This is a genomic window from Paenibacillus sp. 4624 (assembly GCF_050435065.1).
Taxonomy (GTDB): domain Bacteria; phylum Bacillota; class Bacilli; order Paenibacillales; family Paenibacillaceae; genus Paenibacillus; species Paenibacillus amylolyticus_D.
Window position 1 is genome coordinate 19,360 of the sequence record NZ_JBNDJR010000021.1, and the last position, 13,303, is coordinate 32,662.

At 45.9% G+C, this 13,303-nt stretch carries 12 protein-coding genes and 1 other annotated feature; all 12 genes read left to right on the forward strand.

Features of this window, described 5'->3' with window-relative positions:
* Positions 1–84: 84 nt before the first annotated feature.
* On the forward strand, positions 85–729 hold the full coding sequence (gene sigH, locus ABIE27_RS29105) for an RNA polymerase sporulation sigma factor SigH (RefSeq protein WP_024633601.1): 645 nt from the start codon (positions 85–87) through the stop codon (positions 727–729).
* A 310-nt stretch (positions 730–1,039) separates the two neighbouring features.
* Positions 1,040–1,189, forward strand: a complete 150-nt coding sequence (rpmG, locus tag ABIE27_RS29110) for a 50S ribosomal protein L33 (protein WP_072735843.1) — start codon at positions 1,040–1,042, stop codon at positions 1,187–1,189.
* Positions 1,190–1,210: 21 nt separating this feature from the next.
* Positions 1,211–1,402 carry a preprotein translocase subunit SecE gene (gene secE / locus ABIE27_RS29115; protein ID WP_024633600.1) on the forward strand — a complete coding sequence of 64 codons (192 nt, stop codon included), beginning with the start codon at positions 1,211–1,213 and terminating at the stop codon, positions 1,400–1,402.
* A 22-nt stretch (positions 1,403–1,424) separates the two neighbouring features.
* Positions 1,425–1,958 carry a transcription termination/antitermination protein NusG gene (nusG, locus tag ABIE27_RS29120; RefSeq protein ID WP_024633599.1) on the forward strand — a complete coding sequence of 178 codons (534 nt, stop codon included), beginning with the start codon at positions 1,425–1,427 and terminating at the stop codon, positions 1,956–1,958.
* A gap of 68 nt (positions 1,959–2,026) precedes the next feature.
* Entirely contained in the window at positions 2,027–2,452 is a 426-nt protein-coding gene (rplK, locus tag ABIE27_RS29125) for a 50S ribosomal protein L11 (protein ID WP_017692062.1), read from the forward strand.
* A 94-nt stretch (positions 2,453–2,546) separates the two neighbouring features.
* Complete coding sequence (gene rplA, locus ABIE27_RS29130) at positions 2,547–3,239, forward strand: 50S ribosomal protein L1 (RefSeq protein ID WP_123067245.1); 693 nt, start codon at positions 2,547–2,549, stop codon at positions 3,237–3,239.
* A gap of 68 nt (positions 3,240–3,307) precedes the next feature.
* Positions 3,308–3,454, forward strand: a sequence feature (ribosomal protein L10 leader region).
* Positions 3,455–3,477: 23 nt separating this feature from the next.
* Positions 3,478–3,981: a 50S ribosomal protein L10 gene (gene rplJ / locus ABIE27_RS29135; RefSeq protein ID WP_123067246.1), complete on the forward strand. Its 504-nt coding sequence runs from the start codon at positions 3,478–3,480 to the stop codon at positions 3,979–3,981.
* 70 nt (positions 3,982–4,051) lie between these two features.
* Positions 4,052–4,414, forward strand: coding sequence for a 50S ribosomal protein L7/L12 (gene rplL / locus ABIE27_RS29140; RefSeq protein ID WP_090924684.1), 363 nt, complete (start codon positions 4,052–4,054; stop codon positions 4,412–4,414).
* Positions 4,415–4,518: 104 nt separating this feature from the next.
* Complete coding sequence (locus tag ABIE27_RS29145; RefSeq protein ID WP_123067247.1) at positions 4,519–5,121, forward strand: class I SAM-dependent methyltransferase; 603 nt, start codon at positions 4,519–4,521, stop codon at positions 5,119–5,121.
* A gap of 413 nt (positions 5,122–5,534) precedes the next feature.
* Positions 5,535–9,080, forward strand: a complete 3,546-nt coding sequence (gene rpoB / locus ABIE27_RS29150; RefSeq protein ID WP_429352092.1) for a DNA-directed RNA polymerase subunit beta — start codon at positions 5,535–5,537, stop codon at positions 9,078–9,080.
* 113 nt (positions 9,081–9,193) lie between these two features.
* Positions 9,194–12,808: a DNA-directed RNA polymerase subunit beta' gene (gene rpoC / locus ABIE27_RS29155; protein WP_123067249.1), complete on the forward strand. Its 3,615-nt coding sequence runs from the start codon at positions 9,194–9,196 to the stop codon at positions 12,806–12,808.
* A 202-nt stretch (positions 12,809–13,010) separates the two neighbouring features.
* Positions 13,011–13,259, forward strand: a complete 249-nt coding sequence (locus ABIE27_RS29160; protein WP_090924680.1) for a ribosomal L7Ae/L30e/S12e/Gadd45 family protein — start codon at positions 13,011–13,013, stop codon at positions 13,257–13,259.
* Positions 13,260–13,303 lie beyond the last annotated feature (44 nt).

The following is a 13,303-nucleotide window of genomic DNA, read 5'->3' on the forward strand; positions in this document are numbered from 1 at the left end:
GGGAGGTACCATCATATATACTGTTCGTATATTTCATAGAGTAGAGTAACGGGGTACCTTGCGTTGCAGCCGGAGGGATTGTCTGTGAGTGTCGACCTCAAAGATATCATGTTATCCAAGTATGATTACCAAAGTGACGAAGACATTGTCGAAGCGGTCCGTGAAGGCGAGAGCGAAGCGCTGGAGTTTTTGATCAACAAGTATCGCAACTTTGTACGCGCCAAGGCAAGATCTTATTTTTTGATCGGAGCTGACCGGGAAGATATTATTCAAGAAGGAATGATTGGCCTTTACAAATCCATTCGTGATTTCAAAGGGGACAAGCTTGCTTCTTTCAAGGCATTTGCCGAACTGTGCATTACGCGACAGATTATTACGGCGATCAAGACAGCCACACGTCAGAAGCATATTCCGCTTAATTCTTATGTATCTCTGGACAAGCCCATTTATGATGAAGAGTCTGATCGTACGTTACTCGATGTGATTTGTGGAACTCAGGTCAGTGATCCGGAAGAATTGATTATTAACCAGGAGGAGTTCGTAGGCCTGGAAGATAAAATGTCCGAGATTTTGAGTGACCTGGAACGTAAAGTACTGATGTTGTACCTTGACGGGAGATCTTATCAAGAGATTGCAGTGGATTTGGATCGTCATGTAAAATCTATCGATAATGCATTGCAGCGTGTAAAGCGCAAACTTGAAAAGTACCTGGAAGTTCGAGATAATTGAACAAAGGTTGTTGTCGTTGATGGAAAAGGCTCGGTGTTTGAGTCTTTTTTTATTGTCTGTAGTTTATATTGTTAAGGTTTGATAAATAATAGTAATCGCTCGGTTCATACTGGAGCAGTGAAAAAATCAGAGATGAGAGATACGTTGCGTTTTGTGCGGAATTAATACCCATCTACGAAAGGTTATTCTTTCGTTGACATGCTTATACCCTTGTGATAAAGTGTTTTAGGTAGGCCTATTTTACGGCTTTTTTTTCAGGATCAATTTAGAGACTCTGCTTCAATGTGGAAGTCTTCGGGAGGTGTACATCATGCGGGTAATTATTACTTTGGCTTGTACGAACTGCAAACAAAGAAATTACACTACGACAAAAAACAAGCGTAATCACCCCGACCGCATGGAGATGAAGAAATTTTGCAAGTTTTGTAACGAGCAGACTTCTCATCGCGAAACCAGATAGTTTTTTGGAGGTGTAGTCGGCGTGAAACGTAGTTTCAAATCTCTGATTTCCTTTTTCTCTGAAAGCTGGGCTGAACTTAAAAAGGTTCGCTGGCCTAATCGTAAAGAGCTGACGAACTACACGTTAATCGTACTTGGTACTGTTGTGGTTATGACGCTGTTTTTTTGGGTCGTAGATATCGGCATCTCCGCTGTGATCGAAGCGATTATTTAAGAAGGGTCCCAGGTGGCTTGATATGGAAAAAAGATGGTACGTCGTTCATACCTACTCAGGGTATGAAAATAAGGTCAAAGCCAATTTGGAAAAACGCGTAGAGTCCATGGGCATGGAAGACAAGATTTTCCGCGTTCTTGTTCCGATGGAAGAAGAAGTGGTAAACAAAGACGGTAAGAAAAAGACCGTTATGCGTAAAGTTTACCCCGGTTATGTCTTGGTCGAAATGGTTCAGACGGATGATTCTTGGTATGTTGTTCGCAATACACCAGGTGTTACCGGCTTTGTCGGTTCGACAGGTTCCGGTTCCAAACCAACAGCCTTGTTGCCAGAAGAAGTGGAACAAATTCTGAAGCACATGGGTATGGTTGAACCTAAGCCTAAAATTGAATTCGATATTAAGGAATCCGTACGCATTAAAGTCGGTCCTTTTGCGAATTTTGTGGGCTCCGTGGAAGAGATTTTGGTAGACAAGAGCAAGCTCAAGGTACACGTTAACATGTTTGGACGGGAAACACCGCTTGAGTTGGAATACACCCAAGTGGAGAAGATATAGTTTCTTCAAGTTTCTTGTGGGAGGGCTGTGAGGCCCGTTAACCACTATTTTGCAAGGAGGTGTCTATCATGGCAAAAAAGGTAATCAAAATGGTAAAACTGCAGATTCCAGCAGGTAAAGCAAATCCAGCACCACCAGTAGGTCCGGCATTGGGTCAAGCAGGTGTCAACATCATGGCATTCTGTAAAGAATTCAACGCTCGTACAGCTGATCAAGCAGGATTGATCATTCCAGTTGAAATTTCTGTATTCGAGGACCGTTCCTTTACATTCATCACTAAAACTCCACCTGCAGCAGTTCTGTTGAAAGTGGCAGCGAAAGTTGAAAAAGGATCCGGCGAGCCGAATAAGAAAAAAGTTGCTACCGTTAAACGTGATGCGGTACGTCAAATCGCGGAAACAAAAATGCCTGACCTGAATGCTGCTGACGTTGAGTCCGCAATGCGTATGGTTGAAGGTACTGCCCGCAGCATGGGTATCACCATCGAAGACTAATTTTCACACGAAACATGGCTTCGTAAAGCCGGCCGATTCGCGGCCGGTCAATGTGGGAGGTATATCCGCTAAAACCACAAAGGAGGAATAAAACATGGCTAAACACGGTAAAAAATACCTGGAAGCTGCTAAGCTGATCGACAGCGAAGCGACTTACGAGCCTTCAGAAGCTGTAGAGCTTGTGAAAAAGGCAGCTACTGCAAAATTCGATGAGACTATCGAAGCAGCAGTTCGTTTGGGTGTAGACCCTCGTAAGCAAGACCAGGCAGTACGTGGTGTTGTTGTCTTGCCACACGGTACAGGTAAAACACAACGCGTATTGGTATTTGCAAAAGGTGACAAAGCGAAAGAAGCGGAAGCGGCTGGCGCGGACTATGTTGGTGATGCAGACATGATCAACAAAATCCAACAAGGCTGGTTCGAATTCGACGTCTGCGTAGCGACACCGGATATGATGAGTGAAGTAGGTAAATTGGGCCGTCTGCTCGGCGGTAAAGGCCTGATGCCTAACCCTAAAGCCGGAACGGTAACTTTCGATGTAACTAAGGCTGTTCAAGAAATCAAAGCCGGTAAAATCGAATATCGTCTGGATCGTGCAGGTCAAATTCATGCACCGATCGGTAAAGCTTCTTTCTCTTCCGAGCAATTGAATGAGAACCTCAAAGCTCTCATGGATGCTCTGAACCGTGCTAAACCGGCGGCATCTAAAGGTGTTTATCTGAAGAACGTAAGTCTTTCTTCTACGATGGGCCCTGGCGCACGCGTGAACGCAGCAGCTTTTAGATAAAATGTTCTTGACAGGTTCGCCCTGTTCTGATATTCTATAAAAGTTGTGAGTCCGAGTGACTGACCGTTGACATTTGAATATGCTTGCCGTAGACAGTAGGTGCCCTGTGGCTTAATTTCCTACCGAGGTGTGATTATACAACTTGAACGATGCAAATCGGTTGCGAGTATATATCAAGCCTTCGTGATTCTACGGAGGCTTTTCTTAATGGGATAAATTTGATCAGGAGGTGTACAGATTGGCAAACGCAAAAGTGATTCAAGCAAAACAAGAGTCCGTTGATGTTGTAACAGCAAAATTGCGCGAAAGCGTGACAACCGTTGTTGTTGACTACCGCGGATTGAACGTTGCCCAAGCTACTGAACTGCGCAAGCAGCTTCGTGAAGCCGGAATCGAATTCCAAGTGCTGAAAAACACATTGCTTCGCCGTGCAACTGCAGCAGCAGAATTGACAGAACTCGATAGCGTTCTGACAGGTCCTACTGCGATTGCATTCAGCGGAGAAGATGCTGTAGCTCCAGCCAAAATTCTGAACGACTTCGCGAAAAAGAACGATGCACTGAAATTGAAAGGTGCTGTCGTAGAAGGTCGCGTAATTGGAGAAGAAGAAGTTAAAGCGTTGGCAGAACTGCCATCACGCGAAGGTCTCCTCTCTATGCTCCTCAGCGTGCTTCAAGCGCCAGTGCGCAACTTCGCGCTTGCGGTTAAAGCTGTTGCAGACAAAGAAGAACAAGGCGCATAAGCTACTTGATCTGAATACTGCCTAACAGTAATGGAATACAAAAAATAAAATTATATATGGAGGTTCAATCATGAGTAAAGAGCAAATCTTGGAAGCAATCAAAGGCATGACTGTACTGGAACTGAACGATCTTGTTAAAGCAATCGAAGAAGAATTCGGCGTAACTGCTGCAGCTCCAGTAGCTGCTGTAGGTGGCGGCGCTGCTGCAGCTGAAGCTGAGCAATCCGAGTTCGACGTAATCTTGGCAAGCGCTGGCGCTTCCAAAATCAACGTTATCAAAGCAGTTCGCGAAATCACTGGTCTTGGCTTGAAAGAAGCTAAAGAAGTAGTTGACAACGCTCCAAAAGCATTGAAAGAAAAAGTTTCTAAAGAAGAAGCAGAAACAATCAAAGCTAAGCTTGAAGAAGCTGGCGCTACAATCGAAGTTAAATAATTTAGCTTATCCAAGCTGAATGAATAAAACAACAAACCCCTTGACTTATATCAAGGGGTTTGTTGCTGTAAATGTAACTGTAACTGTGGAAAGTGAGTGAGTGCATGTCCAATCATTATTATTCGGACAAACCACAAGTAGCACATGATCGCAAGGCTGCGGAAACGGTACTTCGCGGAATGAGTCTGCGATTGGTGACGGATGCTGGTGTTTTTTCCAAAAATGGAATCGATTATGGCAGCAGGGTATTGATTGATGCGATGGAACTGCCGTCAGGCGCTCATGTTCTCGATGTGGGATGTGGTTACGGGCCAATCGGGCTTACAGCGGCAAAACTTGTACCGGATGGGCATGTCACCATGATCGACATCAACGAAAGAGCGATTGAGCTTTCCAAAGAAAATGCCAGAGGGAATGGCATTGCCAATGTTACTATACTGCAGAGCAATCTACTGACTGAAGTAAAGCAGCAGGATTTCGATGTGATCTTAACTAATCCTCCAATTCGAGCTGGCAAAGAAACGGTTCACACGATCTTTGAGCAGGCGTATGACCATTTGAAGGTAGGCGGATCGTTATGGATTGTTATTCAAAAGAAACAAGGTGCACCTTCTGCGAAAGCGAAGTTGGAATCGTTGTTTACACGAGTGGAAGAAGTGACGAAGGATAAGGGCTACCGAATTTTCAAAGCGGTGAAAGAAGAGTAGAGGAACTGTGAGAGGTTCATTCGAATTTGTAAAGTAAGCAGGGGATCATTTTTTTTGCAATAGGACTATTGACTTGAAATTCAAGCCGTGGTATAGTTGTAAAATGTCAGTATTAAGATGCCCTACTTGGCTTTAGCTAACTAAAAATGTCAACCTTTTTTTACGCCGAACCGGGCTTATTATGCCTATGTTTGGCGTATAATATGTACATTTTGGGCAAACTGGGGATAAGAATGATTTGGAAAGACATCCGCCGATCAAAGTTGCTCTTTTATCGAACGACATTTCGAGTAAGGGCTTTTCTTTATTTGCGGGTGCATTGCTTTGCTCTGTATGTGTACCATTATAAGGTTACAAACAGAGGTTCGCAACGAAATTTTTAAAGTGAGTAGACATTGAGGGGTGAGTTTAAGTTGGCAGGACATCTTGTTCAATATGGTCGACGCACTCGGCGCAGTTATGCACGAATTAACGAGATACTCGAAGTTCCGAACCTGATTGAAATCCAACAAAAATCGTATGATTGGTTTTTGGAGGAAGGGTTGCGCGAAATGTTCCAGGATATCTCGCCGATCCAGGATTTTACAGGTAACTTGATTTTGGAATTTATCGATTACAGTCTCGGAGAACCGAAGTATACAGTAGACGACGCGAAAGAGCGTGACGTTACTTATGCAGCACCACTTCGGGTGAAAGTCCGGCTCATTAATAAGGAAACCGGAGAAGTCAAAGAGCAGGAAGTATTCATGGGAGATTTCCCGCTGATGACCAGCACCGGCACATTTATTATTAATGGTGCTGAACGGGTTATTGTCAGCCAGTTGGTTCGCTCTCCTAGCGTTTACTTCAGTACCAAAGTAGATAAGAACGCGAAAAAAACGTATACCGCTACAGTAATTCCTAACCGCGGCGCTTGGTTGGAGCTGGAGATGGACGCGAAGGATGTTGTTTATGTCCGGATCGACCGTACACGTAAAATTCCGGTTACGGTTCTCCTGCGTTCCCTTGGTTTTGGCACAGACGCTGAGATTCTGGATTTGCTCGGTAATGACGAATATATCCGTAACACACTGGACAAAGACAACACGGATTCCACCGAGAAAGCTCTCATCGAGATCTATGAGCGCCTTCGTCCAGGCGAGCCACCAACGCTGGATAACGCGAAAAGCTTGCTCGTTGCACGTTTCTTTGATCCAAAACGTTATGACCTTGCAAACGTAGGTCGTTACAAAATCAACAAAAAACTTCACATCAAAAACCGTTTGTTTAATCAGCGTTTGGCTGAGTCTTTGATCGACGCTGAAACAGGCGAAATCATTGCAGAAGCAGGTCAAATGGTAGACCGTCGTTTGCTCGACGAAATCATGCCTTACCTGGAGAAAAGCGTCGGCTTCCGCACATATCACGTGGGCAACGGCGTTTTGGATGCCAATGATATCCCGATGCAAACCATTGATGTGTTTTCACCAATTGAAGATGGTAAAGTGGTTAAGCTGATTGCCAATGGCGACATTGACAAGTCCGTGAAAAACATCACGCCAGCGGATATCATCTCTTCCATCAGTTACTTCCTGAACTTGTTGCACGGCATCGGAAGCACGGATGATATCGACCACCTGGGTAACCGTCGTCTGCGTTCTGTGGGTGAACTTTTGCAAAACCAGTTCCGTATCGGTCTATCCCGTATGGAGCGTGTGGTTCGTGAAAGAATGTCCATCCAGGATGCAAATGTCATTACACCACAGGCATTGATCAACATCCGTCCGGTAATCGCATCGATTAAAGAGTTCTTCGGTAGCTCCCAATTGTCACAGTTTATGGATCAAACGAACCCACTGGGCGAGTTGACGCATAAACGTCGTCTGTCCGCACTCGGACCGGGCGGTTTGACTCGTGAGCGTGCCGGCATGGAAGTCCGTGACGTCCATCCATCCCACTATGGACGGATGTGCCCGATCGAGACACCAGAGGGACCAAACATCGGTTTGATCAACTCCTTGTCGACGTTTGCGCGTGTGAACGAATATGGCTTCATTGAAGCTCCATATCGTTGGGTTGATCCGAAGACGGGTGTTGTCACTGAGCAAATTGATTACCTGACAGCAGACGAAGAGGACAACTATGTTATCGCTCAGGCGAATGCGAAGCTGAACGAAGATAGCACTTTTGCAGAAGAAGCGATCATTGTACGTTACAACAAACAGTCGGATAACATCCTTACGATGCCGAGTGAACGAGTGGACTACATGGACGTATCACCTAAGCAGGTTGTATCGGTCGCTACAGCGCTCATTCCGTTCCTTGAGAACGATGACTCCAACCGTGCCCTCATGGGATCAAACATGCAACGGCAGGCGGTTCCACTCTTGATTCCTAAAGCTCCGCTTGTAGGAACAGGTATGGAGCACAAAGCTGCGAAAGACTCCGGTGTATGTATTGTTGCCGATTATGACGGAATTATTGAACGTTCCTCCGCGAACGAGATCTGGCTTCGTCGTGTTGAAGAGGTAGACGGTCAAGAAGTCAAAGGCGATATCGTTAAATATAAATTACACAAATTTATGCGTTCGAACCAAGGAACATGCATCAACCAACGTCCGATCGTAAAAAGAGGCGCTGCTGTTAAAGCTGGCGACATCCTTGCTGACGGTCCTTCGACGGAAATGGGTGAACTTGCTCTTGGGCGCAACGTAGTAGTTGCCTTCATGACATGGGAAGGTTACAACTATGAGGATGCGATCCTACTCAGCGAAAAACTCGTTAAAGAAGATGTATACACATCCATCCACATCGAGGAATATGAATCGGAAGCTCGTGATACCAAGCTCGGACCAGAAGAGATCACACGTGATATCCCTAACGTTGGGGAAGAAGCGTTGCGTAATCTGGATGAGCGCGGTATTATCCGCATCGGTGCTGAAATTGCTGCTGGCGACATTCTCGTTGGTAAAGTTACACCAAAAGGCGTAACCGAACTGACTGCAGAAGAACGTCTCTTGCATGCAATCTTTGGTGAAAAAGCACGTGAAGTACGTGATACATCCTTGCGTGTACCTCACGGTACCGATGGTATCGTCGTTGACGTGAAAGTATTTACCCGTGAAAACGGAGATGAACTGCCACCAGGTGTGAACCAGCTCGTTCGTGTTTATATTGCCCAAAAACGGAAAATTTCCGAGGGTGATAAGATGGCCGGACGTCATGGTAACAAAGGGGTCGTGGCCCGCATCTTGCCAGAAGAGGATATGCCTTTCCTGCCAGACGGTACACCGGTTCAAATCGTCCTTAACCCACTGGGCGTACCTTCCCGTATGAACATCGGTCAAGTGCTTGAAGTTCACTTGGGTATGGCAGCAATGCAGCTGGGTATCCACGTAGCAACACCTGTATTCGACGGTGCGAAGGAGTATGACGTCTTCGATACAATGGAAGAAGCAGGTATGCAACGTAACGGTAAAACCGTCCTGTATGATGGCCGTACTGGTGAAGAGTTTGAACGTGAAGTTACCGTTGGTGTCATGCACATGATCAAACTGGCACACATGGTTGACGATAAAATCCATGCCCGTTCCACAGGTCCTTACTCACTTGTTACGCAACAGCCGCTGGGTGGTAAAGCCCAATTTGGTGGACAGCGTTTCGGAGAGATGGAAGTATGGGCGCTTGAGGCATATGGTGCCGCTTATACTCTGCAAGAAATCTTGACGGTTAAATCCGATGACGTTGTTGGTCGGGTGAAAACGTACGAGTCCATTGTCAAAGGTGAGAACGTACCGGAACCAGGTGTTCCTGAGTCGTTCAAAGTATTGATCAAAGAGCTGCAAAGCTTGGGTATGGACGTTAAGATTTTGAGTGAAGATGAGCAAGAGATTGAAATGAAAGAAATGGACGATGAAGATGACGCTGCGAGCGATAAGCTCAGCCTCAACCTTGAGGGTACAGAGGTCGGAGCGGAATAATCGCTTCGGGCGCATGATGACCGGCGTTTTTCATCAGGCTCACGTTTTGCTCCGGCTTCGGCTGGAGCAAGCGTAACCTAGAATACAGGAATTAGGTTAAGGAGGGTTGCTCCTTGTTGGACGTCAACAATTTCGAATACATGAAGATCGGGCTTGCTTCCCCAGAGAAAATTCGTTCTTGGTCCCGCGGAGAAGTGAAAAAACCGGAAACGATCAACTATCGTACGTTGAAACCGGAAAAAGAAGGGCTGTTCTGCGAAAAGATTTTTGGCCCTACAAAAGACTGGGAATGTCATTGCGGTAAATACAAACGCGTTCGTTATAAAGGCGTTGTCTGTGATCGCTGTGGCGTTGAAGTAACACGTGCGAAAGTCCGTCGTGAACGGATGGGCCATATTGAGCTTGCTGCTCCGGTATCGCATATCTGGTACTTCAAAGGTATTCCGAGCCGTATGGGTCTCGCATTGGATATGTCTCCAAGATCTCTCGAAGAGATCATTTATTTTGCATCATATGTAGTAACTGATCCAGGAGAAACTCCACTGGAGAAAAAACAGCTGTTGTCCGAGAAGGAATATCGCAGCTACCGTGAAAAATACGGATACGGCTTCCAAGCCGGCATGGGTGCAGAAGCAGTTAAAAAATTGCTTCAAGACCTTGATGTAGAGAAAGAGCTTGAATTCCTGAAGGAAGAGCTCCGCACTGCACAAGGACAACGTCGTAACCGTGCAATTAAACGTTTGGAAGTAATCGAAGCATTCCGCAACTCTGGCAACAACCCAGAGTGGATGATCATGGATGTACTTCCTGTCATTCCGCCGGAACTTCGTCCGATGGTACAACTGGATGGTGGACGTTTTGCTACGTCTGACTTGAACGACCTGTACCGCCGTGTAATTAACCGGAACAACCGTCTGAAACGTCTGCTTGACCTGGGCGCGCCAGATATCATCGTGCAAAACGAAAAACGGATGTTGCAGGAAGCAGTTGACGCTTTGATCGATAACGGTCGTCGTGGACGTCCTGTTACAGGTCCGGGTAACCGTCCTTTGAAATCTCTCAGCCACATGCTGAAAGGTAAACAAGGACGTTTCCGTCAAAACTTGCTCGGTAAACGTGTTGACTACTCCGGCCGTTCCGTTATCGTTGTCGGACCTTACCTGAAAATGTATCAGTGCGGTCTGCCTAAAGACATGGCACTGGAACTGTTCAAGCCTTTTGTGATGAAAGAGCTTGTGAATAAAGGGCTAGCCCACAACATCAAAAGCGCAAAACGTAAAGTTGAGCGTGTAAGTCCTGAAGTATGGGATGTTCTTGAAGAAGTAATTAAGGAGCATCCAGTTCTCCTGAACCGTGCCCCTACGCTTCACCGTCTCGGTATTCAGGCGTTTGAACCGATTCTGGTTGAAGGTAAAGCGATTCGTCTTCACCCGCTCGTATGTACGGCATACAATGCCGACTTTGACGGTGACCAAATGGCCGTGCACGTTCCATTGTCCGCTGAAGCTCAAGCGGAAGCACGTATCCTGATGCTTGCATCAGGTAACATTTTGAACCCGAAAGACGGCAAACCGGTTGTAACTCCTTCCCAGGATATGGTTCTTGGTTCGTACTATCTAACGATGGACAACAAAGAAGAGAAGGGTACAGGTATGGTTCTGCGTACAGTCAATGAGGCTGTATCTGCATACCAACGGGGTACTGCTGGACTGCATGCGCGTGTCGCTATTCCGGTTAGAGCACTTGGTAAAACAAGCTTCACGGAAGAGCAACAAAAAGGTATGTTGTTGACAACGGTCGGCAAAATTATCTTTAATGAAATTTTCCCGGCAAGCTTCCCTTATATCAATGATGCGACTCGCGCAAACCTGTATCAAGGTACAGCGGATCATTCATTTGTTTATGAGAAAGGTGCTGACTTGAGAGAAGCTATTATGAATGCTCCTCAAGCTGGCGGTGTCGGCAAAGAATACCTCGGTTCCATCATCGCTCGTTGTTTTGAAATTTATCATACAACCGAAACTGCGGTTATTTTGGATAAGATCAAACAACTTGGATTCACGTACTCGACGCGTGCTGGTATTACCGTAGCCGTGTCCGACGTTGTCGTTCCACCTGAGAAATTTGAAATCCTCAGACAGTCCGAAGATAAAGCTCAGATCGTTACAAACCAGTATCGTCGTGGTTTGATTACGAATGAAGAGCGCTATGACCGTATCATTGATATCTGGTCAAAATCTAAAGACGACATCACGGATATCCTGATGAAATCCATGGATCGCTACAACTCGATTATGATGATGGTTGACTCCAAAGCACGGGGTAACAAATCACAAATCACTCAATTGGGTGGTATGCGTGGTCTGATGGCCAACCCGTCTGGTCGTATTATCGAACTCCCAATCAAATCGAACTTCCGTGAAGGACTGACAGTACTCGAGTACTTTATTTCCACTCACGGTGCGCGTAAAGGTCTCGCGGATACAGCCCTGCGTACAGCCGACTCAGGTTATCTGACTCGTCGTCTCGTAGACGTAGCCCAAGACGTAATTGTGCGTGAAGACGATTGTGGTACAGATAAAGGCTTTACAGTTAGTCGTATCCAGGATGGTAAAGAGGTTATTGAAGATCTCTACGACCGTATTGAAGGCAGATACTGCTTCGAAACTGTCCGTCATCCGGAAACAAAAGAAATTATCGCTGGCCGCAATGAGTTGATCGACTCTGACAAAGCAGAAGCGATTATCAAAGCTGGCGTAACTAAATTGCAAATCCGTTCCGTTCTCAGCTGCCGTGCAAGTCATGGTGTCTGCAAGAAGTGTTATGGTCGCAACCTTGCGACAGGTAAACACGTGGAAATTGGTGAAGCGGTTGGTATCATTGCTGCACAATCCATTGGTGAGCCAGGAACACAGCTTACAATGCGTACGTTCCATACCGGCGGCGTAGCCGGAGACGACATCACGCAAGGTTTGCCGCGTATTCAGGAGTTGTTTGAGGCCCGTAATCCTAAAGGTCAAGCAACGATCAGTGAGATTGACGGTGTGGTTAAAGAGATTCGCGAAGCGAAAGATCGTCGTGAAATCGAAATTCAAGGCGAAGCAGAATCCAAAGTGTACTCTGTTACTTACGGTTCCCGTGTCCGCGTAAGCGAAGGCATGGAAATTGAAGCGGGTGACGAGTTGACAGACGGTTCTATCGACCCGAAAGAAATGTTGCGCATTAAAGGCGTACGTGGCGTACAGAACTACATTTTGCAGGAAGTACAGCGCGTATACCGTAACCAGGGCGTAGAAATCAATGACAAACACGTTGAAGTTATGATCCGTCAAATGTTGCGTAAAATCCGTATCGTTGATGCGGGAGATACAACGCTGTTGCCGGGATCATTTGTAGATACGCATGAGTATGAAAGAGCGAACAAAATTGCGATTCTGAGTGATAAAGAGCCTGCGGTTGCAAAACCAATCTTGCTCGGTATTACAAAAGCATCCCTTGAAACAGACTCCTTCCTCTCTGCGGCATCGTTCCAAGAGACAACACGTGTACTGACAGATGCAGCGATCAAAGGTAAAGTCGATCAGTTGCTCGGTCTAAAGGAAAATGTTATCATCGGTAAGTTGATCCCTGCTGGTACGGGTATGAACCGTTACCGCAGTATCAAATTTGCTGAGCCTGAAGATGGCCAATCTTCTGTAGAAGAATTGGAGCCAGTTTCGGTAGACTAAGATAGATTTCCTCTTTCTTAGGAATTAAAGAATGTGTATGTCAGGAAGCGACGTTTGTAATATCCAAGCGGACGAATCCTGATATACACAAACTTTATAAAAACTTTTTGAAATAACATTGACAAATGCTTGCGCTAGATGATAATATATCAAAGGTGCGTGGGCAGCTGATTGTAATTGGTCCTATTCGGAGGAATGTATGATGTCTAATGAAAAAGGCTTGCAAGATGCTCATGTCAAGATTGGTACCAAACAGACCATGCGGACAGTGCAGACAGGGATGGCTTCAGAAGTCTATGTCGCAGAAGATAGTGATCCGCAGCTCACTTCCAAAATCATTGCTTTGTGTGAACAACACAATGTGAAGTACACGAAAGTGGACACTATGAAAAATCTCGGCAAAGCGTGCGGGATTGGAGTGGGAGCAGCGATGGCTGCTGTCGTAAAATGATACGGTAAGGAACGTTTTTGTCCGAGAACATTTAAGGATTCTCT